Here is a 21,935-nt window from a genome sequence, read left to right on the forward strand (position 1 = left end):
TCTCCTCTGGCGTCTGTGCGCCTTGATGGTGAGTCAGTCCGGACCGGTCTCGGCCAGTCGCCGCCTGACGTATTCCACCAGCCCGCCCTGCCGGATCATGTCGGCCAGGAAGGGCGGATGGACGGGAAACGGGTAGGCGCGCGCCCCCAGCCAGACCTGTCCGCCGTCCAGGTCCACCCGGATCGCGTCGCCTTCGCGGGCATCGCGGACCGCGTCCGGGCAGGCCACCAGCGGCAGCCCGTTGTTGAGCGCGTTGCGAAAAAAGATGCGGGCGAAGCTCTCGGCCACGATGCACGAGATGCCTGCCGCCTGCAGCGCCAGCACCGCATGCTCGCGCGAGGAACCACAGCCGAAGTTGCGGCCCGCGACCAGCACGTCGCCGGGCCGGACCCGTGCGGCGAATCCGGGGTCCAGCGGTTCCATGCAATGGCGGGCCAGCACTTCCGGACGATGCGAGGTCAGGTAGATGGCGGGAATGATCACGTCGGTGTCGATGTCGTCGCCGAAACGGCGCACCGTTGCGCTGGCTTGCGTCACAACGCCTCCGGATGGATGAGTTCGCCCGCCACGGCGCTGGCCGCCGCGACGTGGGCGTTGGCCAGGTAGACCTGGGAACCCGGATCCCCCATGCGGCCGCGGTAGTTGCGGTTGGTGGTCGCCACGCAGACCTGGCCTTCGGCCAGCACGCCCGTGCTCAGCCCGGCGCAGGCGCCGCAGGTCGAGGGCGACACCAGCGCGCCGGCCTCGGCGAAGATATCGATCAACCCCTCGGCCAATGCCTGCCGATAGATGTCCCGCGTGGCCGGCACGACCACGCAGCGCACGCCGCGCGCCACCTTGCGTCCGCGCAGGATGGCCGCGGCCTGGCGCAGGTCGGTCAGGGTACCGTTGGCGCAGTTGCCGATGTAGGCCTGGTCCACCCGCACGCCGCGCACCTCGGCCACGGGCGCCACGTTGCCTGGCGAGTAGGGCTTGGCGCACAGGACCGGCAGCGTCTCCAGCGCCACCTGCAGGCGGCCGGCATAGTCGGCGTCCGCGTCCCCGTGCTCGATCATGCCTGCGCCGCCGGTTGCGCGCCGTGCCCATGCCCGCGTCGTGTCGTCGGGCGGCACGATGCAGGTCTTGGCGCCGGCTTCCACCGCCATGTTGCACAAGGCCATGCGCTCGTCCATGGTCACTCCGCCCATGCCGGGGCCGCCGAACTCCATGCTTTGGTAAGCCGCCCCGTCCACGCCCAGGCGCTGGAGCAGGTGCAGGATCAGGTCCTTGCCGGTCACATAGGGCTGCCGCTCGCCGCGGAACTCGATGCGCAACGTGGCCGGAACGGTGAACCACAGCTCGCCCATCGCCAGCGCCGCCGCGATGTCGGTGGAACCCATGCCTATGCCGATCGCCCCGAAGGCGCCATAGGTGCAGGTATGGGAATCGCCGCCGACGATCAGGTCGCCGGGCCGCACCAGCCCCAGCTCGGGAAGCAGGGTGTGCTCGATCCCGCCCGTGCCGATGTCGTAGTGGTGCCGCACGCCGTGCTCGTCGGCGAAACGCTGGAGCGACCGCAGCGCGCGCGCCGAGGCCACGTCCTTGGGCGGCGCGAAATGATCGCCCACCAGCACCGCCAGGTCCGGTTCGCGCAGCCGCGCCACGCCCATCTGCGCCAGCCGCTCGAAGGCGATCGGCCCGCTGACGTCGTTCAACAGCGCGCGGTCGATCCGGGCCGTGACGATCTCGCCGGGGCGCACCCGGTCGCGCCCGGCGTGGCGGGCGAAGATCTTCTCGGTGGCGGTCATGCCCATGGGCGGCTCCCGGATGCCATCAGCGCGCCGCCCGGCGCTCGCGCTGGCGGACCAGCGCCGTCAACGTCGCGTTGACCGGGGCCTGCATGCCCGCCAGCGCCGCTTCCCGGGGCACGGCGCCGTTGATGACATCGATCTCGCTGGGCCTGCCATTCTCGAGATCCTGCAGCAGCGACGGCTTGGCATTGGGGATCTTGGCACCGAACGCGCGCACATGGGCCACCGGATCCTGCACCGCCAACGCAACGCCGCGCGCCCGCGCGACTTCCCAGGCCTCGACCGCCGCGGCCCGGCTGACCGGCCCCATGTCGGCATCGTCCATGACCTCGCCCACCGTCATGCCGGTCAGCGCGCACGGCGCGCTATAGGCCACGTTGCAGATCAGCTTCTCCCACTGCATGGCGGCGATGTTGTCCACGGCCTCGGCCTTGAAGCCGGCCGCCCGCCACAGGGCCGCGATGGCGTCCACCTGCTCGCGCGCCAGCGTCGAGTAGGCGCCCATGCGGATGATCTCCATCCCGTTGTGGAAAGTGTGGCCGGGACCGCGCATCTGCGCGCCGAAGCCGCCGGCGATACCGACCGCCACCCGCTCCGCGCCCACCGCCCGCGCCACCATGTCCGCGCTGCCCATGCCGTTCTGGATGGTCAGTACGCGGGTGTCCGGCCCCACGGCCGGAACCAGCCGGCCTGCCGCCTCGGCCACGTGCGCGGCCTTGACCGCCACCACGACCAGGCCCATGGCTTCGTCCGGCACCTGTTCCAGCGCGCGTACCTTCACCACCCGGTCGCCGCTCGCGCCTTCCACCCGCAAGCCACGGTCGCGCATGGCTGCAACGTGCTCGCGCCAGGTGTCCACCGCCACCACTTCGTTGCCGCCCGCCGCCAGCAGGCCGGCATAGATGGAGCCCATGGCCCCGCAGCCCATCACCAGGATCTTCATGCGCGTCTCCTTCACGCCAGCAGTTGTCCGATCGCCTCGCGCAGCTCCGGCTTGCGCTCCAGCCCGAAGCCGGGCGCGCTCGACGGCGCGATGCGGCCGTCGCCCGCCACGCAATCGTCGCAGTAGCCGCCGAAGGGCTGGAACACGCCGGGATAGGCCTCGCAGCCGCCCAGTTGCAGTCCCACGGCGATATGCAGGTTGATCAGGTGGCCGCCATGGGGATAGAGCTGCGCCCGCCGGTAGCCATGCGCGTCCATCTCGGCCAGGATGCGGCCATATTCCGTCAGGCCGTAGCTCAGCCCCGCGTCCATCTGGAAGATGTCACGGTCCGCCCGCATGCCGCCGAAGCGCAGCAGGTTGCGCACGTCGGCGGCCGAGAACAGGTTCTCGCCCGTGGCCACCGCACCCGGATAGCCTTCGATGAAACGACGGTTGGCATCGAAATCCAGCGGATCGCAGGCTTCCTCGAACCAGCGCAGCCCGTACTGCGCCATGGCCTTCCCATAGGCCGCCGCCTCGTCCACCGAGAAGCGGCCGTTGGCATCGACCGCCAGCCTGGACCCGTCGCCGGCCACCTCCAGCGCCGCCTCGACCCGCGCGACGTCGGTGGCCAGGTCGGCGCCGCCTATCTTCATCTTGAAGGCCGAGAAGCCCATGTCACGGTAGCGCAGCAATTCGTCGCGCAGGATGGCGCACGGATCGCCGGGATAGTAGTAGCCCCCCGCGGCATAGACGTCCACATCGTCGCGCAGGCGCGAGACCCCATGGGCGCGGCTTATGGTCTGGAACGCCGGTTCGTCGTCCAGCTTGGCGTTCAGGTCCCAGAACGCCAGCTCCAGCGCGCCCACCGCGGCGGCCCGGTCGCCGTGGCCGCCGGGTTTTTCGTTGCGCATCGCGCAGGCGTGCACCTTGGCGGGATCGAAGCGGCGGCCCAATGCATCCAGCAGGGATTCCGGGCGGGCGGCCAGCAGGCGCGGGAAGAAGCGCTCGCGCAGCAGTCCGCCCTGGGCGTAGCGGCCGATGGAGTCGAAGGCGATGCCGGTGACCGGCTTGCCGTTGCGCACCACGTCGGTGACGACCGCCACCAGCGAGACGGTGTGCTCCGAGAAATTGACCAGGGCGTTGGAGATGTTGCCGCGCAGCGGGACCGTGAGTTCCCGCAGCTCCTTGATGATCATGGTGCCTGTTTCCTGTGGATGGCCCTTGTCGCCCGGCGACGCCGGCCGCTTCTTTTTCATACCGGCCGCCAGCATAAATGCACACGTGTGCATTCGTCAAGGGAGCGCATGGCCGGGGGAAAACCCGTGGCCCGCCATGCTATCGTCATGCCCAGTCCGGCCGCCGCCGCGGCCCCTCCGATACGGCCTTCCTCATGGACGCTCTCAACGCCTTCTTCTCGACCCCGGCCATCCGGGCCATCTGGACCGACCAGGCGGTGATCGCCGCCATGATCCGCTTCGAATCCGAACTGGCCGCCGCGCAGCGCGACTGCGGCGTCATCCCGGCCGACGCAGCCGCGGCCATCATCGATACCTGCTCGTCCTTCTCGCTCGACGCCGGCAAGCTGGCGGCCGATGCCCGCGTGGCCGGCACCCTGGCCATCCCGCTGGTCAAGATGCTCAAGGCCGCGGTAGGCGGGCGCAACGAAGGCGCCGCCGCGTACGTGCACTACGGCTCGACCAGCCAGGACCTGGCCGACACCGCGATGGTCACGCTGGCCCGGCAGTCGCTGGACCTGCTGCGGACCGAGCTGGTCCGGCTGGGCGATGCGCTGGCCGGGCAGGTCGAGGCCCATCGGCGCACGCCGCTGCTGGGCCGCACGCTGATCCAGCCCGCCGCGCCCGTCACCTTCGGCTGGAAGGTCGCAGGCTGGCTCGACGCCGCGGGGCGCAGCAGCGTGGCCCTGAAACGCGCGGGCGACGAAGCCTGCACGCTGCAGTTCGGCGGCGCCAACGGCACGCTGGCCACCCACTACGGCGAAGGCCAGCGCGTCGCGCGGGCGCTGGCCGACCGGCTGGGCCTGCGCGTGCCCGCCATCTCGTGGCAGGGCGGACGCGACCGGCTGGCGCGGCTGGGCAGCGAGCTGGCCATCCTGTGCGGCGCACTGGGCAAGATCGGCCGCGACATCTCCCTGCTCATGCAGGCCGAAGTGGCCGAGGCCTTCGAACCCACCGGCGAAGGACGCGGCGGCTCGTCGGCCATGCCGCACAAGCGCAACCCCGTCTCCAGCATGTACCTGATGGATGCCGCGTATCGCGCCCCGGCGCTCGCGTCCATCCTGGCCGGAGAGCTCGCTTCCGAGCACGAACGCGGCCTGGGCACCTGGCCCAATTCGCTGCCGGTGCTGGCCGACCTGTTCAGCCTTGCCGCCAGCAGCATCGCCGCGGCGGTCGACATCGCCGAGGGCGTGCGCGTCGATGCGCAGGCCATGCAGGCCAACATCGACCGCCTGTACGGCGTCGTCTATTCGGAAGGCATTTCGCTGCGGTTGTCGGCTCTGCTGGGCCCGGCGCAGGCGCAGCGCATCATCGGCCAGGTGTGCGAACAGGCCATTTCGCAGCGCACGCCGGTGGCCGAACTGCTCAAGCAGATTCCCGAAGTCACCGCCGTGCTCGGCGCGCAGGACATCGATACCCTGGCCGGCCCGCAGCCGCAGATCGCCGCGTGCCAGCCCATGTGCAGCGCCGTGCTGTACCAATGGCAGGAACAGAAGACCCTTATCCAGGAGGACTAGAACATGCCCCACGTTGTCAGCGGCGACGCCCGCATCTACTGGCGCAGCGACGGCGACGAAAACCTGCCGCCGCTGGTGCTGGGCAATTCCATCGGCACCGACTTCGCGGTCTGGGACGACGTGCTGCCGCGCCTGATGCGCCATTTCCGCGTGATCCGCTTCGATGCGCGCGGCCATGGCGCCTCGGACGCGCCGGCCGGCGACTACACGCTGGAGCAGCTGGGCAACGACCTGGACGCCGTCGCCACGGCTGCCGGCGCCGAAAGCTTCGACTACGCCGGCGTCTCGCTGGGCGGCATGGTGGGCATGTGGTACGGCATCAACAAGCCGGGGCGCCTGCGCCGCCTGGTGTTGTGCAACACCTCGTGCCAGATGGACCCCAAGGCCTGGCAGACCCGCATCGACACCGTGCGCGCCAACGGCATGCAAAGCATCGTCGACATGGCCATGGGCCGCTTCTTCACGCCGGAATACGTCGAACGCAACGGCATCCCCTACCAGCGCGTGCGCACTACCTTCCTGCAGACGTCGGCGACCGGCTACACCGGCTGCTGCGCGGCCATCCGCGACATGCAGGTGGCCGACGATCTGCACCGCATCACCGTCCCCACGCTGGTCGTCACCGGCGAGCGCGATGTCTCGACGCCGCCGGCCGCGGGCGAATTCATCGCCGGCCGGATCCCGGGCGCCACGGCCCGCATGCTGCCCGCCGCCCATATCGCGGCCAGCGAGGTGCCGCTGCAGTTCTGCGACACGCTGATCGAGTTCCTGACCGATCCGCCGGTCGAGACCGAGCAGGACCGCTACGATTACGGCATGGCGCGCCGTCGCCAGGTGCTCAGCCCGGCCTACGTCGATGCCCGCAACGCCGCGATCACGCCCTTCAACCGCCGCTTCCAGGCCTTCATCACGCGCTACGCCTGGGGCGAGGTCTGGACTTCCAGCCGCTTCGAGGACACCACCCGGCGCATCGCCGTGCTGTCCATGATGCTGGCGCTGGGCCGCTGGGAAGAGTTCGAGATGCACGTGGCCGCCGCACTGCGCGCCGGCATCGAGCCCGCCGTCATCGAGGAAACCCTGGTGCAGGCCGCCATCTATGCCGGCGTACCCGCGGCCAACACCGGCTTCCACCTGGCCGGCAAGGTGATCGAGAAGCACAAGCAGGGCTAGCGCCTGCTCCCGTCCGGGGCTCCGGGGGGGGGCGAAATTCCCCACGCCCCCCGCCTGGACCACGTATCGGCGCGGGACGCAGGAAAATGCCAAAAAAAACCCGGATGGCCAGGCCATCCGGGCTGTAAATGGGGGTGCGCCCGTACCGCGGCAACGCCCCCTCCTTGGTCGTTCAGGCGCCCACGGGCTTGCCGTCCTTCCGGCTGACCACGATCGTGGCGGACCGCGCGTCGCCGCCGCCGGCGCGCTTGGTGTTCCACACGCCGTTCGGGTGCTGGATGTTGATGAAGAAGGTCGCAAGGTCGGGCGTATAGGCGATGCCCGTGATCTCGCAGCCCTTGGGGCCTACCAGGAAGCGCTTGGACTCGCCCGTTTCCTGATCGATGTAGTACATCGAGTTGTTGCCGAAGATGTCGGTGATGTTCGAGCCCGTGCCCGAATCGGTCTGCACCCACAGGCGGCCCTGCGGATCGACGCGGATGCCGTCGGGGCTGGAAAACTCGTCGCCCTTGATGTTGCCGGTCACGTTGGCCGCGGCGCCGTCCGCCGGGTCCTGGCCGGCCAGCAGCAGCAGTTCCCATTCGAACGTCGTGGCCAGCGGCGAATCGCCGCGTTCCTTCCAGCGCACGATGTGGCCGTGCGAGTTGCTGATGCGCGGATTGGCGGCGCTGGTGCGCTTGCGGCTGCCGTTGTTGGTCAGCGTGCAATAGACGGTCTTGTCCACGCCCACCGTGATCCACTCGGGACGGTCCATCAGCGTGGCGCCGGCCACGCGCGCGGCGACCTTGGTATTGATCAGCACGTCGGCCTGGCTGGCGAAATTGACGATGACGGGCGTGGGCGGCTGGTCCGGCGCGGTCTGCGTGTAGTTGCCCGGGTCGATGGCGTTCAGGGTGAGGTTGTTCTTGCCGTGCGTCAGCTCGACCCAGTTGCCGGTGCCGTCGTCGTTGAAGCGGGCGGCGTACAGCGTGCCTTCGTCCAGCAGGTTCAGGTTGGCCGCGCGGTTCTTGGGGTCGTAGGCCTTGCTGGGAATGAACTTGTAGATGCAGCCCGGCGTGCCGTCGTCGCCCATGTAGAACGCGACGCGGTTGGCCTCGTCCGTCATGTACGCGGTGTTCTCGTGGTCGAAGCGGCCCATGGCGGTGCGCTTGACCGCGGTCGAGGTCGGCGTGTAGGGATCGATCTCGACCACCCAGCCGTAGCCCTTCTCGTCCTGCGTGGGATCCAGGTAGTTGTCCGTCGTCTCTTCGCAGGTCAGGTACGTGCCCCAGGGCGTCGGGCCGCTGGCGCAGTTGTTCAGCGTGCCCACCACCTTGCGGGTGCTGCTGACGGCCGAGGCGGCCGGGCCGCCGACGTTGTAGACGGTGTTGCCGGTATAGCGCTTGTTGTAGCGGGAGTTGGCCTTGACCGCCCACGTGCCGTCATCGCCGCGCGCGACCTCGACGACCGAGACGCCGACGTTCGACAGACGCGTCTTGGTGCCTTCCACGGCCAGGTTCAGCGTGGCGTTGTCGGTGCTTTCATGGTTGATGGCCAGCAGGCCGCCCTTGTTGGGGTCGACGCCGTCCAGCGGATAGAAGTGCATGCCGTCGTGCTGGCCGCCGGCCTGCGTCTCGGTGTCCGGCCACGACTGGGGCGTACCGGCGTACCCGGCGGAACCCGTCTCGCACTTGTCGCCGGCCGAGTACAGGATCTGCACCTGGTAGTCCTTGGGCACGGTCACGGTGTCGGCCGTGATCTTGTCGGCCAGCCGTTCGAACTTCACCGAGTAGTCGGGGCCGACCGGATCGGTGTCACCACCACCGCCACCTCCGCCGCCGCCCGGCGCGGGCGCGGAATCGCCGTCGCTGCCACAGGCGGCCAGCGTCGTGGCACCGAAGACCGACAGGATAGACAGGCCGAAGCTGTTCCTGAGCAGCGTGCGGCGAGCGGGGTTGGCGGCGACGATCTCGTCGAACATCTGGCCGGGGACGGTGACTTCTCCCTGCGCCTCGCGAGACGGAGCGCGCAATTTATCTGTCAGGTAGGACATTCAAACCTCGTGGTGTGAAAAGACGGTATTAAGCTGCTTGTCAGCTTGACCGAGCGCGAGGTTAAAAGACCCAGATGACAGCCGGGTTACGGACGAAAAAAAGTCCGCCCCGCGAGGCGGACCCGGAAGCGGCGGATAGACATCAGCGCAGGTGCGCGGTGGCTTCCTCCTCGACCATGGCCTTGATCTCGCGCGCCATCGGCTCGCGCAATTCTTCCAGCACGTGCGCCACCAGCCCGATGGCCCGCGACATGACGCCTATGCCCCGGACCACGCGCCAGGGAATGCCCAGTTCGCTGGCCACCGCGGCGATGGCGCCGGTGGCGTTGACCGGCAGGCTCTTGCCCAGGCGCGACTGCGCCGCCTCGGCCACCGCCTGCATCAGCGCCACGTAGGGTCCGTCGAAGCCGTTGTCACGGGCGATCTCGAACAGGCGCGGGGCACGCGGGTCGACCGGCTTGTGGATGTGGTGGCCGATGCCCGGCACCGTGCGGGCGCGCGCCGCGTGTTCGTCGACGATGCGGGCCGCCAGGGCGGCGATGTCCCCGGGCCGGGCCGGATCCGGCAACGCCTCCTGCAGCATGCGGGCGGCATTCTCCATGCTGCCCACGAACACGCTGCCCAGGCCGCTGAGTCCGGCCGCCACCGCGGCCTGCATGGCTTCGGGCGCACCCGCCAGCGTCATGCGGGTCACGATGGCGCTGGGCGTCATCCCGTGCTCGACCAGGATCACCGCCAGCGCGTTGAACACGCGTGACTCGCGCTCATTGGGCAGGCGGTCCATCATTTCCAGGAAGGCCATGTCGCCCAGCGACACCTTGCCCATGATGTCCTGGCACAGGTCCAGCCCCTTGATGGTGATCTTGTCTTCGGTGCTCCAGCAGATGTCGGTCCTGAGTTGCTTGCGCTTGGCCATGGGTCGTGTCTCCTTCGATGTCAGATTCGCATTGTGCCCGCGACGGCGGGGGATGGGTTCAGGCCTGCAGGTCCACGATCCGTTCCCTGACGGCGGGATCGTCGCGCAGCAGGTTCTTGGCGATCTTGTGCGTGGGCGTGTGCGGCAGCTCGGGCAGCAGCGCCACGTAGCGCGGCACCTTGATGGCGGCCAACCGGCCGCGGCACCACTCGGCCACCTCGGCTTCGGCCAGCGTGGCGCCCGGGCGCGGCGCCACCACCACCAGGATCTCGTCCTCGCCCAGTTCGGACGGCACGGCCAGGGCCGCCGCCTCGAACACGGCGGGGTGCTCGTTGATGACCATTTCGAGTTCGGCGGCGGCGATGTTTTCGCCGCGGCGGCGGATGATGTCCTTCTTGCGCGAGACGTGGAAGAAGAAGCCGTCGGCATCGCGCCGCACCAGGTCGCCGGTCTTGAGCCACTCGCCTTCGAAGGCCTGGCGGGTCTGTTCGGGATCGCGGAAGTACCCCTGCATGACGATGGGCGTGGCCACCCAGAGCTCGCCGACCTCGTCCGCGCCCACGTCCCGGCCGGCATCGTCGACCACGCGGCATCGCGCCCAGGGCCGGGCCGGATCCGGATGCGCGGCCACCACGCCCATGCTGCCCGGCTTGTCGGGCCCGTCGTAGGGATTGCAGGTAACGCCGGGAATCTCGGTCATGCCGAAGCCCGAGAACAGGTGCGGCACTCCGAATTCGTCGCGGAATGCGGGTGCCGACTTCCTGCGCACGCCGTATACCGCGCGCAGGCGGTGATCGGGCCGGTATTCACGCCGGTCGCGGGAAGCGAGGATGGTGCCGATGGCCTCGATGATGTTGACCACCGTGGCGCCGTTGTCGGCCGCCACCTGCCAGAACGTCGAGGCGGAAAAGCGCGGCACCAGGATCATCGCCGCGCCGCAAGCCAGCGCGCCGCCCACCGAGTAGAACAACGCATTCATGTGGAAGAACGGCAGGATGATCATCAGCCTGTCGTCGGGCTGCAGGTGCACGCGCGCGACGTTGGCCTCGCCAGCGGTCACGAGGTTGTACTGGCTGTGCATGACGCCCTTGGGAAATCCCGTGGTGCCGGACGTGTAGATGATGACGCAGGTATCGGTGGCCGCCGGGACGGGTAGCGGCGCCTGCCCCACCGGCTGTGCCAGCGCGGCGGCCAGCGACCCGGCATCGTCCTGCGGGCCGTCCATGGTCATCAGCCAGGGGGGGACCTGGAACCCGGCGGCGATCGGCCGCACCAGGTCGAGCAGGCGCGTTTCGGCCAGGATGCCCTGCACCTCCGCGTGCCGCAGCGCATAGTCCATCTCGCGCGGACCGAAATCGGGATTGACCGGCACCATGGTGGCGCCCAGCCGGGCCAGCGCGAACAGCGCCAGCACGTGCGCCTTGTCGTTGCGCCCGGCCACCGCCACGCGGGCGCCGGGCCCGATTCCCCGCGCGGCCAGCGCCCGCGCCAGGCGTTCGTAGCGCCGGCCGAACTCGGCCCAGGTCCAGCATTCGCCGTCCTGGATCAGGAAAGGCCGGGACGCTTGCTCGGCGCACCGGCTCAGGAAGGCGTCGTGCAGGGTTCCGTCGTGGGGGCGATAGCGGTTCAGGACTTCGAGCGGACTTTGCATGGTCGAGCGGCTCGGAACAGGATTCGACCTTGCCAGTTTACTTCCTGGATACGTGCGTGCACAATTGTATTCAAACGAATACCGATAGTGCCCGACCCCGCCTGCGGCGGCGCCACGGGCACGAACCCCGGCCCCCCTCAGGAGGAGACATGAAGCACGCATTTGGCGCAGCGGTCTGTCTGGCCGCTTTCGCCCTGCCCGGCCACGCCGCGCCGGCCGACCACTATCCCGAAAAACCCGTCCGCATCGTGGTGCCGTTCGCCGCGGGCGGCGGCGGCGATTTCATCGCCCGTGCCTTCGCCGAGAAGCTGTCGGCCACCCTCAAGCAGCCCGTCATCATCGACAACCGCGGCGGCGGCAATACCGTGACGGGCACCGAGGCGGTGGCCAAGGCCGAACCCGACGGCTATACGCTGCTGATCGTCAGCCCCAGCTTCGCCACCAACCCCACGCTGCTGCCCAAGCTGCCCTACCGGACGCCCGACGATTTCGCGCCCATCGGCCTGGTCATCACCTACGCGATGGGACTGGCCGCGCGCGCCAACCTGCCCGCCAACGACATTCCACAGTTGCTGGAACTGGCTGCCAGGCAACCGGGCAAGCTGACCATCGCCACCTCGGGCGAGGGATCCGCCTCGCACATGGCCACCGAACTCTTCAAGGCCGCCACCCACGCCAACATCCTGGACGTGCCGTATCGCGGCGCCGGTCCGGCCATGCTCGACGTCGCCAGCGGCCACGTGGATCTGGCGTTCACCGGCCTGTCGCAGATCAAGCCCCACCTGGACAGCAAGCGGGCCAAGCTGCTGGCCACCAGCGGACTGCGGCGCCTGCAGTCGGCGCCCGACGTCAAGACCATCGCCGAACAGGGCGTCAAGGATTTCGAGGCCGTGGTGTGGTGGGGCATGTTCGCGCCGGCCGGCACGCCCAAGCCCATCATCGACAAGATCAACGGCGCGCTGCGCACCAGTCTCGCGGACCCGGAGGTCGCCAAGCGATTCGACGTCATCGACGGCGAGGTACGCGTGTCGTCCCCGGAGGAATTCGGCCGTTTCGTGCGCGAGGAAATCACGCGCTGGAGCAAGCTGCTCAAGCCTTCCAAGGCGGCGACAGCCTCGCCTTGAACCAGGGCGGCACGCGGGAGCAAGGCACGGACTTGGTTATGATCCTTGCTTTGCCACCCGCCATTCCGCCGTCCATGCCCAGAAAGAAAGCGGCGCCCGCCGTGCCCAGCGCGAAGAACCTGGGACAGACCTCGTGCTCGCGCGGCGAGCAGGCCTACCAGTATGTGCGCACCGCCATCCGCACCGGCGAACTCGCTCCCGGCACGCGCCTGCGCGAGATCGAGCTGGCCGAATTGCTGGGCCTGAGCCGCACGCCCGTACGCGAGGCCCTGAGCCGCCTGGAAAGCGAGGGGCTGGTGGCAAACGAGTCCGGACGCGGGCTCATCGTGACCGAGCTCGACCAGAGCATGGTCAACGAACTGTATGTCATGCGCGAGGTGCTGGAAGGCACGGCCGCGCGGCTGGCCGCGCGCCATGCTTCCGACGTGGAGATCTCGGCCCTGAGGGAGATCGCCGACCGCGACGCACAACTGGTCGGCCAGCACGAACAGCTCGCGATCAACAATCGCTTCTTCCATGAGACGCTGTACCGCTGCGCCCACAACCGCTATCTGCTGAAGACGCTCAATTCGCTGCAGGAGTCGATGGCGCTGCTGGGCCCCACCACGCTGGCCATACCCGAGCGTGCCGACGTCAGTTCACGCGAGCACCAGGAAATGGTGGCGGCGCTGGAACAGCGCGATCCCGATCTTGCCGAGCGCATCACGCGGGAACACATCCGCGCCGCCTACAAGGTGAGGCTGACGCGCATGCTCCGCGCACTGTAAGGCGCCTGGCCCGATCCTAGTTGCCTCCCCGCAACTATCGTCCGGGCCGCCAGACGCGGCCCGGTATCGGCGTATCGGCCCGCTTGTTGTTGTAACGCAGCATCCTCCGGCGCGTGCGCGAACGGCGCGCGCCATGGCGCGCGCAAACCCTCTTCTCCATACCACAGCCCTACGGTGCGATGCTGCGTCGCATGATCGTTGCGATGCGCATCGACCCTTGCCGCGCCTTGCCCGCGCGGTCGCGAATGCGCCGCCCCGCGCGGCCCTCCGGGCCACGCCGAGCGCCGTGCCGTGCTCAACCGGGCATACAATGTTCGTTCACGTGCCGCTACTGTTCTATATATAAAACAATGGATTCTTCGCTTACCGATAAGGCGCTCGCCTATCATCAGTTCCCCATCGCCGGAAAGATCTCCGTCGTCCCCACCAAGCCGCTCGACAACCAGCACGACCTGTCGCTGGCCTATTCGCCGGGTGTCGCCGCCGCGTGCGAAGCCATCGCCAACGACCAGCAGGCCACGCGCTACTACACGTCGCGCTCGAACCTGGTGGCGGTCATCTCGAACGGCACCGCCGTGCTCGGCCTGGGCAACATCGGGCCGTACGCCGCCAAGCCGGTCATGGAAGGCAAGGCCTGCCTGTTCCAGAAGTTCGCAGGCATCAACGTCTTCGACATCGAGCTGGCCGAGACGGATCCCGACAAGCTGGTCGACGCCATCGCGATGATGGAGCCCACGTTCGGCGGCATCAATCTCGAGGACATCAAGGCGCCCGAGTGCTTCTACATCGAGCGCCGGCTGACCGAGCGCATGTCGATCCCGGTCTTCCACGACGACCAGCACGGCACGGCCATCGTCGCCTCCGCCGGCATCGTCAATGGCCTGAAGCTGGCCGAGAAGTCGCTGGACCAGGTCAAGCTGGTCTGCTCGGGCGCCGGCGCCGCGGCCATCGCCTGCCTGGACCTGCTGGTGCGCCAGGGGCTGAAGAAGGAAAACATCCTGCTGGTGGATTCCAAGGGCGTGGTCTACGAAGGCCGCGACGCGTCCATGGAGTTCAACAAGTCGCGCTATGCCACCACCAGCACCGCGCGCACGCTGGCCGATGCGGTCAAGGACGCCGACGTCTTCCTGGGATGCTCCGCCGCCGGACTGCTGACCCCGGAGATGGTCTCGACCATGGCGCTGCGCCCCCTGATCCTGGCGCTGGCCAATCCCGAACCCGAGATCCGTCCGGAAGTGGCCCGCGCCGTCCGCTCGGACTGCCTGATCGCGACGGGTCGTTCGGACTACCCGAACCAGGTCAACAACGTCCTCTGCTTCCCCTTCCTGTTCCGCGGTGCGCTGGACGTGGACGCCATGCGCATCACCGACGAGATGAAGCTCGCCTGCGTGAACGCCATCGCCAATCTCGCGCAGCAGCCCATCCCGCCCGAAGTCGCCAAGGCCTATCCCAACCACAAGCTGGAATTCGGCCCCGACTACTTCATTCCCACGCCGTTCGATCCCCGCCTGATCAGCGAAGTCGCGTCCGCCGTCGCACTGGCCGCGATGGATTCGGGCGTCGCGCGCCGTCCCATCGGCGACATCGACGCCTACCGCCAGTCGCTGCTGAAGTAGTCTTCCCACACGCTGGCGCAGGAGCGGAACGGCAATTTGCCTTCCGCTCTGGCGGCGAGCGGATCATCACCTGCTGGATACCCATCCGGGGCACAGCGGATCCGGCTCCGCCGGTCCGCCAGTGCCGCCCCTTGGGGGACGCGCGAAGCGCGTAGGGGGGATCCATCCATAGAGGGCTTCTCATGTCGTCGTTCACGCACAAGATCGTCTTCCTGGACCGGGCCAGCCTGCAGGCCACCATCCGGCCGCCCGCCTTCTCCCACGCCTGGGTCGATCACGAGATCACTTCCCGCGATGAGGTCGTGGCGCGATTGAAGGATGCGTCCATCGCCGTCACCAACAAGGTGCCGCTGCGCCGCGCCGAGCTGGACCAGTTGCCCGCGCTGAAGATGATCGCCGTGGCGGCGACGGGCACGGACATCATCGACCTGGCCGCCTGCCAGGAACGCGGCATCGTCGTGTCGAACATCCGCAACTACGCCACCGCCTCGCTGCCCGAGCATACCTTCGCGCTCATCCTGGCGTTGCGCCGCAACCTGCGCGCCTATGCCGCCGACGTCGAAGCCGGCAAGTGGCAGCGGTCGCAGCAGTTCTGCTTCCTCGACTACCCCATACGCGACCTGTCCGGCAGCCGGCTGGGCATCGTCGGCTACGGCGCGCTGGGCCGGTCGGTGGCCGCGCTGGGCCGCGCCTTCGGCATGGAGATCTGCGTCGCCAGCCGCTCGCCGGTGGACGAGCCGGGCATCGTGAACCTGCCCCTGCCGGAGCTGCTGCGCACCTCGGACGTCGTCACGCTGCACCTGCCGCTCAGCGCCGCCACGCGCAACATGATCGGCCGCGCCGAACTGGCATCCATGAAACCCACCGCGCTGCTCATCAACACCGCCCGCGGCGGGCTGGTGGACGAAGCGGCGCTGGCCGAGGCCCTGCGCGCCGGCACCATCGCCGGCGCCGGCTTCGACGTGGCCGACGGCGAACCGCCCGCCGACGCCAATCCGCTGCTGCACGTCAGGCAACCCAATTTCATCCTGACCCCGCACGTGGCCTGGGCCAGCCAGGAAGCCATGCAGACGCTGGCCGACCAACTGGTGGACAACCTGGAAGCGTTCGTCGCGGGCAAGCCGCGCAACGTGGTCCTGCCGAAGTAATACTCGCGCATACGCGCAATTCCTCATGGACGATCGGTGGCCACCGATCGTCCATGAGCACGGGACGGGGGCTAGGGTAGAGGGGTCTTCCAAGGAACTCTCATGCAGCCCACCATCGGCTTCGTCCCGTCCTCCGCCCCCAGGCCCGCCTTCACGGAAACCTTCACGCTGTCGGAGCCGGGGCAGCCGCTTCCGGCAGATCCCTCCCGACGGGCGCCGCCCCCTCTGCTCGACCTGCGCAATGACTTGGTCTTCAAGCTCTTGTTCACGCGCGCGCCACATCTGCTGGCCGACCTGATCAACGCCGTGCGCCACGACGAGACTCCGATCGTCGTCGAACGCATCCTCAACCCCCAGCTCGATGCCAGTGATCTGGACGGCAAGACCATCGTGCTGGATCTGCACGCGCGCGACGCGAGCGGCCAGCTCTACAACATCGAGATGCAGGTACGGCGCTACGAGCGCTGGCCGGCCCGCAGCGCCTACTACCTGGCCCGCACGCTGTCCGAGCAGATCCAGCGAGGCCAGGACTATGAACTGCTGAAGCCGGCGATTGCCATCCATTTCCTGGCGCACGATCTGTTCGACGATCCGGGGCAGGCGGACTGGCGTTTCGAATTGCGCGACCGGCGCCAGCCCGCGATACGACTGGGCAAGGAACTCCAACTGCATATAATCGAGCTAACCAAGGCGGAGCGCCTGGGGTGCCTGCCGGCGGCGCTGTCGGCCTGGGTCGCGTGCTTCCAGCACGGATGGGAGGAAGCCAGCATGAAGGACATCACCCACGAACCGGTGCGTGAAGCGGTCGGCAGGCTGAAGGTCCTGACCATGGACGAAGATGCGCGCTGGCGCGCGTATGCCCGCGAGAAGGCAATCGCCGACGATGCGGCGGCGCTGGCCTACGCGACTCGGACTGGGTTGGAACGGGGCCTCGAGCAAGGCCGAGCGCGAGGACTTGAACAAGGTCTCGAACAAGGTCTCGAACAAGGCCTGGCCCAAGGCCTTGCCCAAGGTCGCCGGCAAGGCGAATCCGCCCTGCTCGAACGCCTCCTGGCCCGCCGCTTCGGCCCCCTGCCCGATGCCACGATCCAGCGCCTGCGCGACGCGTCGGACGCCGACTTGGAAACCTGGTCCGTCAGCGTACTGGATGCCGCGACGCTGGCCGAAGTGTTCGGCGACTAGGCGACGCTACACGCCGCTCGACTCCTGCCGCCAGCGTCCATACCCCGCCGCCCGCAGTTCACAGGCAGGGCAAGTCCCGCATCCGTAGCCCCAGTCGAATCTCTTGCTGCGATCGCCCAGGTAGCAGGTATGGCTGTGCTCGGCCACGACCTCGACCAGCGCGTCGCCGCCCAGGTCCTGGGCCAGTTGCCAGGTCCGGGCCTTGTCCAGCCACATCAGCGGCGTCTCGAAGGTGAAACGCTGCCCCATGCCCAGCGACACCGCGACCTGCAAGGCCTTGACGGTATCGTCGCGGCAATCGGGATAGCCGGAGAAATCGGTTTCGCACATGCCGCCGACCACGACCTCCAGCCCGCGGCGATAGGCCAGCGCCGCGGCCATGGTCAGGAAGACCAGGTTGCGTCCTGGCACGAAGGTATTGGGCAGTCCGGCATCGGTCAGCCTGATCTCGGTATCGCGCGTGAGCGCGGTGTCGCTCAGGGCGCCCAGCACCGACAGGTCGATGGCGTGGTCCTCGCCCAGCCGGGGCGACCAGGACGGGAAGCGGGCGTGGATCTCGCGCAGCACGTTGCGGCGGGCATCGAGTTCCACGCGATGGCGCTGACCGTAGTCGAAGCCCACGGTCTCGACCCTGGCGTAGCGGTCGAGCGCCCAGGCCAGGCAGGTGGTGGAGTCCTGGCCACCGGAGAACAGGACGAGTGCCTTGCGCGCGTCCATCAGTCGATCACCGCGGCGCAGGCGTCGGTGGGCGCGGCGGCGATATCACCCACCACGGGGACGATCTTGAGACCGGCGGAGGCGATGCGGCAAGGCGCGGCCACCACGCCGCAACCATTCAGCGCGGTCGCGCAGGCGAAGGCAAGCAGAAGACTTTTCATGTAACCCTGGCAGGAGTGTCGTGCGTGTCGCCACCAGGGTAGCACTATGGGATGGCATGTCGTGCACCGGGAGCCCGCGGCCCCCGGAACGCCCCCGTCAGGCCTTGGCCAGGACCGGCTTGGCACGCGGCCGGCCGAGATCCGGCAGGAAGGCGGTCAAGAGACCCAGCAGCGGCAGGAACGAGCACAGGTGGTAGACGTATTCGATGCTGGTCACGTCGGCCACCTTGCCCAGCACCGCGGCACCCAGGCCGCCCATGCCGAAGGCGAAGCCGAAGAACAGGCCCGAGACGGTGCCTACCTTGCCCGGCATCAGCTCCTGGGCGAACACCAGGATCGCGGAGAAGGCCGACGCCAGGATCAGGCCGATGACGAAGCTCAGGACGCCGGTCCATGCCAGTCCCACATAGGGCAGCACGAGCGCAAACGGCGCCACGCCCAGGATGGAGCCCCAGATCACCTTCTTGCGGCCGATGCGGTCGCCGATGGGGCCGCCCAGTATCGTGCCCAGGGCCACCGCGATCAGGAAGGCGAACAGGTGCATCTGCGCGGCCTGCACCGACACGTCGAAGCGGTGCATCAGGTAGAAGGTGTAGTAGCTCGTGAAGCTGGCCATGTAGAAATACTTGGAGAACAGCAGCGTGAGCAGGATGGCCATCGAGCCCGTGACGGTCCCGCGGCTGAGCGTGGGCGCGGGCGCCGCCGGCCGGGCCTTGCGCGGGCCGGACAGGTGCTGCCGCTTGTACCAGGCACCCACCTGATAAAGCACGACCATGGCCAGCAGCGCGGCCAGCGCGAACCACGCCAGGCTGTCCTGGCCGCGCGGAATGATGAACCAGGCGGCCAGCAGCGGTCCCATGGCGCTGCCGGCGTTGCCGCCCACCTGGAAAATGGACTGCGCCAGGCCGTGGCGGCCGCCCGACACCAGGCGCGCGACGCGCGAGGATTCGGGATGGAAGATGGACGATCCGGTGCCCAGCAGCGCCGCGGCCACCAGCAGCATGGCGTAGTTGGGCGCGAAGGCCAGCAGCACGATGCCGGCCATGCTGCACGCCATGCCCATGGGCAGCGAATAGGGCTTGGGATTGCGGTCGGTGTACAGGCCGACCAGCGGCTGCAGCAGCGAGGCGGTCAACTGGTAGAGCAGCGTGATCAGGCCGATCTGGGTGAACGACAGCGAAAACTCGCTTTTCAACAGCGGATACACCGCCAGGATCAGCGACTGCAGCATGTCGTTCAGGAAGTGCGAGAAGCTGATCGCGCCCAGTATCTTGAAACCGGTGCGTTCAGCCTGGGCGGGCGGAACTTGGGCAGGGTTGACGCTTTGCATGGAGTCTCTGGAGATGCCCGATGGGCTCAGGGTTTTTACGTATTTTCGTAAGCGTACCTGTCCAGATTGCGCCTGTCTTGCGAAAATAAGGCACACGCCTTCTAGAAATGGACAAAAGCTCCCATTTTCCCGACTACCACGACTACGACCGCCGCGAGCGGCCGGTCACGGCCATGGCCAAGGACTTCCCGCCGGACTACCGCACCGGGCCGCACCAGCACCCTTCGGGTCAACTGGTCTACGCCCTGTACGGCGTGGTGGTCGCGCATACCGAGATGGGCCGGTGGGTGGTGCCGCCCACCCGGGCCCTATGGATGCCGCCCGCCGTGCGCCACGAGTTGCGCATGGTGGGCGCGGTGCGGATGCGCACCGCCTACATCCACGCGGAAGCCGCCCGGCAACTGCCGCCCCACTGCTCGGTCATGGCGATCTCGCCGCTGCTGCGCGAGCTGATCCTGGCGGCGATCGACATCCAGGGCCCCTACGACGAAGATACCCGCGACGGCCGGGTAATGCGGCTGCTGCTGGATGAACTGCGGCAACTGCCCACGCTGCCGCTGCGCCTGCCCCGGCCCGCAGACCCGCGCCTGCAGGCGGTGTGCGAAGCCATCGTCGCCGCTCCCGACGACAAGACCACCGCCCAGGGCTGGGCGGCCCGGCTGGGCGTGGACGCCAAGACCGTGCACCGTCTTTTCGTGCGCGAGACCGGCATGACCTTCGGCCAGTGGCGCCAGCAGGCCCGGCTGCTGGAGGCGCTGGAGCGCCTGGCCGAAGGGGCGAAGATCCTGGATGTGTCGCTGGAGCTGGGCTATGCCAGCCCCAGCGCGTTCTCGACCATGTTCAAGCGGCAGTTCGGCGTGGCGCCGAGCGCCTTCTTCGACCAATAGACGGCCATTCGGTCAGGGTTGATCCAGGAAATCCGCGACGACGGCGTTGAACCAGTCCTCGCGCTCCAGATGCGCGGCGTGGCCGCAGCCCGGCAGTACGCACAGGCTGGCGCCTGGAATGGCCTGGCGCAGCGCCAGCGCGGCGTCGGGCGGATGCGAATGATCGTGCTCGCCCAGAACGACCAGCACCCGCGCCGTCACGCCATCGAGCCGCCCGGTGAAATCGGCACGCTGCATGGCCTCGATCGCCGCGCTGCCCGCCTGCTCCGACATGCGCGCCCCGTCTTCGACGCAAGCCGCATGACGCGGGTCGTCCTCCCCGCGCGCGAACCACGTCGCCGTCACGCGGCGCACGCAGGACGCCACGCCGTCCTCGTGCAGCCGGGCGATGGTGCGCTCGGCCGGCTCGAAGCGCCGGCGCGGATCGATGCGCAGCCCCGCGCCGTACAGGACCGCGCGGCGCACGCGCTGCGGATGCGTGCGCAGCAGTTCCTGCACGACGAAGCCGGCCATCGAATGGCCCAGCGCGTCGAAACGCGCGAGCCCGTGCGCATCGGCCTGCCGCAAGGCCTCGGCGGCGAAGCCCGCGAGATCGAGGCAGGGCGGCTCGCCGCCGCGCGCACCGAACCCCGGCCAGTCGAAGGCCACGCAGCGGCGGTCCGCCAGCGCCGCCACGGTCGGCCGCCAGATGGCCGACGAAGCGCCGAAGCCGTGCAGCAACAGCAGGGGCGTGCCGTGCGCCATCGTCAGTTGTCCAGCATCACGCCGGACTTGCGCACGATGTCCTGCCAGCGACGCGCTTCGCTACGCAGCGCGGCCTCGAACTCGGCGGGCGAGCCCTTGCCCGGCACGAAACCGCCCTGGGCATAGGACTCGCGCACCTGGGGCATGGCCAGCACCTCGTTCAGCGCCTGCGACAGGACGGCGATGACGGCCGGATCGGTGCCCTTGGGCGCCGCCAGTCCCCACCAGTTGCTGAGCACGACATCAGGCATGCCGGCCTCGGCCGCGGTGGGCACCTCCTTCAGGCCCGGATAGCGGGTGGGTGAAGCGACGGCCAGCGCGCGCACGCGGCCCTGCGGCATGTACGAGGCGGCGATGCTGTAGCCGCCTATGTAGAGCTGGATCTCGTTGGCCAGCAGGGCCTGCACGCCCAGCGACGACCCGCGGTACGGAATGTGGGTCATGCTGGCGTGCATCGCCTCGCTCAGCATGTAGGCCGACAGGTGGGGCGTGGTCCCGGCCCCCGGCGAACCGTAGTTCAGCTTGCCCGCATGCTGCCTGGCGTACTGCGCGAAGGCGGCGTAGTCCTGCGCGGGCACCGCGGCGCTGATGTAGATGAAGGCGGGCACGTCGGCCAGCTTGCCCACCATCGCCAGGTCCTCCAGCGGATCGAAGCCCAGCTTGCGATACAGGAACTGGTTGATGACGAAGTTGTTGGTCGCCCCCAGCACCAGGGTGTAGCCGTCGGGCTTGGCGCGCACCACGTCCTGCACGCCGATGTTGCCGCCCGCCCCGGTGCGGTAGTCGATGACCAGGGGCTGGCCCAGCCGCTTCTCCAGCAGCGGCTGCACCTGGCGGATGGCGATGTCGCCCGCCGCCCCCGGCGCATAGGGCAGCACGATGCGTATGGGCCGGTCGGGATAGCCGGCTCGTGCGCCGGCGGCCAGACAGCAGAGAAGGCCGGCGGCGAACAGCGCGGCGCGGCGGCTAACGGTATCGGTCACGGCATGCCCTCCTTCAAGCGATGCGCCGGATCTGCCGCCG

The 21,935-nt window shown here is 68.7% G+C and carries 19 protein-coding genes and 1 pseudogene; 8 read left to right on the top strand and 12 right to left on the bottom strand.

Going from position 1 to position 21,935, the window contains the following annotated elements:
- Nucleotides 1-33: 33 nt before the first annotated feature.
- The 4 genes from CDO46_RS13355 to CDO46_RS13370 are packed head-to-tail and all read right to left on the bottom strand — an operon-like array spanning nt 34 to nt 3,911.
- The gene (locus CDO46_RS13355; protein ID WP_176400733.1) at nt 34-537 is read right to left on the bottom strand and encodes a 3-isopropylmalate dehydratase small subunit; all 504 of its coding nucleotides are present in this window, start codon (nt 535-537) and stop codon (nt 34-36) included.
- Nucleotides 534-1,793 carry a 3-isopropylmalate dehydratase large subunit gene (locus CDO46_RS13360; RefSeq protein ID WP_087838953.1) on the bottom strand — a complete coding sequence of 420 codons (1,260 nt, stop codon included), beginning with the start codon at nt 1,791-1,793 and terminating at the stop codon, nt 534-536. The genes CDO46_RS13355 and CDO46_RS13360 overlap by 4 nt, the downstream gene beginning before the upstream one ends.
- Before the next feature lie 19 nt (nt 1,794-1,812).
- On the bottom strand, nt 1,813-2,733 hold the full coding sequence (locus CDO46_RS13365) for a ketopantoate reductase family protein (protein ID WP_087838954.1): 921 nt from the start codon (nt 2,731-2,733) through the stop codon (nt 1,813-1,815).
- A gap of 11 nt (nt 2,734-2,744) precedes the next feature.
- Entirely contained in the window at nt 2,745-3,911 is a 1,167-nt protein-coding gene (locus CDO46_RS13370) for an enolase C-terminal domain-like protein (protein ID WP_087839109.1), read from the bottom strand.
- Nucleotides 3,912-4,105: 194 nt separating this feature from the next.
- Between CDO46_RS13370 and pcaB the strand changes: the two genes are divergently transcribed.
- Together pcaB and pcaD are read left to right on the top strand one after the other, a co-directional pair.
- Nucleotides 4,106-5,467 carry a 3-carboxy-cis,cis-muconate cycloisomerase gene (pcaB, locus tag CDO46_RS13375; RefSeq protein ID WP_165963133.1) on the top strand — a complete coding sequence of 454 codons (1,362 nt, stop codon included), beginning with the start codon at nt 4,106-4,108 and terminating at the stop codon, nt 5,465-5,467.
- 3 nt (nt 5,468-5,470) lie between these two features.
- Nucleotides 5,471-6,637, top strand: a complete 1,167-nt coding sequence (pcaD, locus tag CDO46_RS13380; protein WP_087838956.1) for a 3-oxoadipate enol-lactonase — start codon at nt 5,471-5,473, stop codon at nt 6,635-6,637.
- A gap of 172 nt (nt 6,638-6,809) precedes the next feature.
- Here pcaD and CDO46_RS13385 read toward each other — a convergent pair whose 3' ends face one another.
- The 3 genes from CDO46_RS13385 to CDO46_RS13395 all read right to left on the bottom strand — a co-directional run bounded on the left by CDO46_RS13385 (nt 6,810) and on the right by CDO46_RS13395 (nt 11,236).
- Nucleotides 6,810-8,669, bottom strand: coding sequence for a PhoX family phosphatase (locus tag CDO46_RS13385; protein ID WP_087838957.1), 1,860 nt, complete (start codon nt 8,667-8,669; stop codon nt 6,810-6,812).
- A gap of 142 nt (nt 8,670-8,811) precedes the next feature.
- The gene (locus CDO46_RS13390; RefSeq protein WP_087838958.1) at nt 8,812-9,585 is read right to left on the bottom strand and encodes a citryl-CoA lyase; all 774 of its coding nucleotides are present in this window, start codon (nt 9,583-9,585) and stop codon (nt 8,812-8,814) included.
- Nucleotides 9,586-9,643: 58 nt separating this feature from the next.
- Nucleotides 9,644-11,236, bottom strand: coding sequence for a class I adenylate-forming enzyme family protein (locus tag CDO46_RS13395; protein ID WP_087838959.1), 1,593 nt, complete (start codon nt 11,234-11,236; stop codon nt 9,644-9,646).
- Between the two features lie 149 nt (nt 11,237-11,385).
- Here CDO46_RS13395 and CDO46_RS13400 point away from each other — a divergent pair, with 149 nt between their 5' ends.
- The 5 genes and pseudogenes from CDO46_RS13400 to CDO46_RS13420 all read left to right on the top strand — a co-directional run bounded on the left by CDO46_RS13400 (nt 11,386) and on the right by CDO46_RS13420 (nt 17,073).
- On the top strand, nt 11,386-12,360 hold the full coding sequence (locus tag CDO46_RS13400; protein ID WP_087838960.1) for a tripartite tricarboxylate transporter substrate binding protein: 975 nt from the start codon (nt 11,386-11,388) through the stop codon (nt 12,358-12,360).
- A 38-nt stretch (nt 12,361-12,398) separates the two neighbouring features.
- Nucleotides 12,399-13,127: a GntR family transcriptional regulator gene (locus CDO46_RS13405; RefSeq protein WP_243724499.1), complete on the top strand. Its 729-nt coding sequence runs from the start codon at nt 12,399-12,401 to the stop codon at nt 13,125-13,127.
- Between the two features lie 350 nt (nt 13,128-13,477).
- Nucleotides 13,478-14,734, top strand: a pseudogene (locus CDO46_RS13410) (malic enzyme-like NAD(P)-binding protein); the annotation flags it as partial.
- 191 nt (nt 14,735-14,925) lie between these two features.
- A complete protein-coding gene (locus tag CDO46_RS13415) occupies nt 14,926-15,891 on the top strand; it encodes a D-2-hydroxyacid dehydrogenase (RefSeq protein ID WP_087838963.1) in 966 nt (321 codons plus the stop codon).
- A gap of 102 nt (nt 15,892-15,993) precedes the next feature.
- A complete protein-coding gene (locus CDO46_RS13420; RefSeq protein ID WP_087838964.1) occupies nt 15,994-17,073 on the top strand; it encodes an Rpn family recombination-promoting nuclease/putative transposase in 1,080 nt (359 codons plus the stop codon).
- A gap of 6 nt (nt 17,074-17,079) precedes the next feature.
- On the opposite strand, the gene queC is transcribed toward CDO46_RS13420, so the two are convergent.
- From queC to CDO46_RS13430, 3 genes are all read right to left on the bottom strand, one after another.
- The gene (gene queC / locus CDO46_RS13425) at nt 17,080-17,790 is read right to left on the bottom strand and encodes a 7-cyano-7-deazaguanine synthase QueC (protein WP_087838965.1); all 711 of its coding nucleotides are present in this window, start codon (nt 17,788-17,790) and stop codon (nt 17,080-17,082) included.
- Nucleotides 17,790-17,951 (bottom strand): DUF6726 family protein, encoded by a 162-nt coding sequence (locus CDO46_RS28375; protein ID WP_165963132.1) that lies wholly within the window; start codon nt 17,949-17,951, stop codon nt 17,790-17,792. The genes queC and CDO46_RS28375 overlap by 1 nt, the downstream gene beginning before the upstream one ends.
- Nucleotides 17,952-18,048: 97 nt before the next feature.
- Complete coding sequence (locus tag CDO46_RS13430) at nt 18,049-19,281, bottom strand: MFS transporter (protein ID WP_087838966.1); 1,233 nt, start codon at nt 19,279-19,281, stop codon at nt 18,049-18,051.
- 107 nt (nt 19,282-19,388) lie between these two features.
- Here CDO46_RS13430 and CDO46_RS13435 point away from each other — a divergent pair, with 107 nt between their 5' ends.
- Nucleotides 19,389-20,168, top strand: a complete 780-nt coding sequence (locus CDO46_RS13435) for a helix-turn-helix domain-containing protein (protein WP_087838967.1) — start codon at nt 19,389-19,391, stop codon at nt 20,166-20,168.
- Between the two features lie 12 nt (nt 20,169-20,180).
- On the opposite strand, the gene CDO46_RS13440 is transcribed toward CDO46_RS13435, so the two are convergent.
- Together CDO46_RS13440 and CDO46_RS13445 are read right to left on the bottom strand one after the other, a co-directional pair.
- Nucleotides 20,181-20,912, bottom strand: a complete 732-nt coding sequence (locus tag CDO46_RS13440) for an alpha/beta fold hydrolase (protein WP_087838968.1) — start codon at nt 20,910-20,912, stop codon at nt 20,181-20,183.
- A gap of 2 nt (nt 20,913-20,914) precedes the next feature.
- Nucleotides 20,915-21,895, bottom strand: coding sequence for a tripartite tricarboxylate transporter substrate binding protein (locus CDO46_RS13445; protein ID WP_254914600.1), 981 nt, complete (start codon nt 21,893-21,895; stop codon nt 20,915-20,917).
- Nucleotides 21,896-21,935: the final 40 nt, after the last annotated feature.

Origin of the sequence: Pigmentiphaga sp. NML030171, from assembly GCF_002188635.1 — a bacterium.
Lineage (GTDB): Bacteria > Pseudomonadota > Gammaproteobacteria > Burkholderiales > Burkholderiaceae_B > Pigmentiphaga > Pigmentiphaga daeguensis.

What these genes read in the sequence shown, in the direction of transcription:
- CDO46_RS13360 (WP_087838953.1), bottom strand. Translation starts at nt 1,793, where the DNA reads ATGGGCATGACCGCCACCGAGAAGATCTTCGCCCGCCACGCCGGGCGC.
- CDO46_RS13365 (WP_087838954.1), bottom strand. Translation starts at nt 2,733, where the DNA reads ATGAAGATCCTGGTGATGGGCTGCGGGGCCATGGGCTCCATCTATGCC.
- CDO46_RS13370 (WP_087839109.1), bottom strand. Translation starts at nt 3,911, where the DNA reads ATGATCATCAAGGAGCTGCGGGAACTCACGGTCCCGCTGCGCGGCAAC.
- pcaB (WP_165963133.1), top strand. Translation starts at nt 4,106, where the DNA reads ATGGACGCTCTCAACGCCTTCTTCTCGACCCCGGCCATCCGGGCCATC.
- pcaD (WP_087838956.1), top strand. Translation starts at nt 5,471, where the DNA reads ATGCCCCACGTTGTCAGCGGCGACGCCCGCATCTACTGGCGCAGCGAC.
- CDO46_RS13385 (WP_087838957.1), bottom strand. Translation starts at nt 8,669, where the DNA reads ATGTCCTACCTGACAGATAAATTGCGCGCTCCGTCTCGCGAGGCGCAG.
- CDO46_RS13390 (WP_087838958.1), bottom strand. Translation starts at nt 9,585, where the DNA reads ATGGCCAAGCGCAAGCAACTCAGGACCGACATCTGCTGGAGCACCGAA.
- CDO46_RS13395 (WP_087838959.1), bottom strand. Translation starts at nt 11,236, where the DNA reads ATGCAAAGTCCGCTCGAAGTCCTGAACCGCTATCGCCCCCACGACGGA.
- CDO46_RS13400 (WP_087838960.1), top strand. Translation starts at nt 11,386, where the DNA reads ATGAAGCACGCATTTGGCGCAGCGGTCTGTCTGGCCGCTTTCGCCCTG.
- CDO46_RS13405 (WP_243724499.1), top strand. Translation starts at nt 12,399, where the DNA reads ATGATCCTTGCTTTGCCACCCGCCATTCCGCCGTCCATGCCCAGAAAG.
- CDO46_RS13415 (WP_087838963.1), top strand. Translation starts at nt 14,926, where the DNA reads ATGTCGTCGTTCACGCACAAGATCGTCTTCCTGGACCGGGCCAGCCTG.
- CDO46_RS13420 (WP_087838964.1), top strand. Translation starts at nt 15,994, where the DNA reads ATGCAGCCCACCATCGGCTTCGTCCCGTCCTCCGCCCCCAGGCCCGCC.
- queC (WP_087838965.1), bottom strand. Translation starts at nt 17,790, where the DNA reads ATGGACGCGCGCAAGGCACTCGTCCTGTTCTCCGGTGGCCAGGACTCC.
- CDO46_RS28375 (WP_165963132.1), bottom strand. Translation starts at nt 17,951, where the DNA reads ATGAAAAGTCTTCTGCTTGCCTTCGCCTGCGCGACCGCGCTGAATGGT.
- CDO46_RS13430 (WP_087838966.1), bottom strand. Translation starts at nt 19,281, where the DNA reads ATGCAAAGCGTCAACCCTGCCCAAGTTCCGCCCGCCCAGGCTGAACGC.
- CDO46_RS13435 (WP_087838967.1), top strand. Translation starts at nt 19,389, where the DNA reads ATGGACAAAAGCTCCCATTTTCCCGACTACCACGACTACGACCGCCGC.
- CDO46_RS13440 (WP_087838968.1), bottom strand. Translation starts at nt 20,912, where the DNA reads ATGGCGCACGGCACGCCCCTGCTGTTGCTGCACGGCTTCGGCGCTTCG.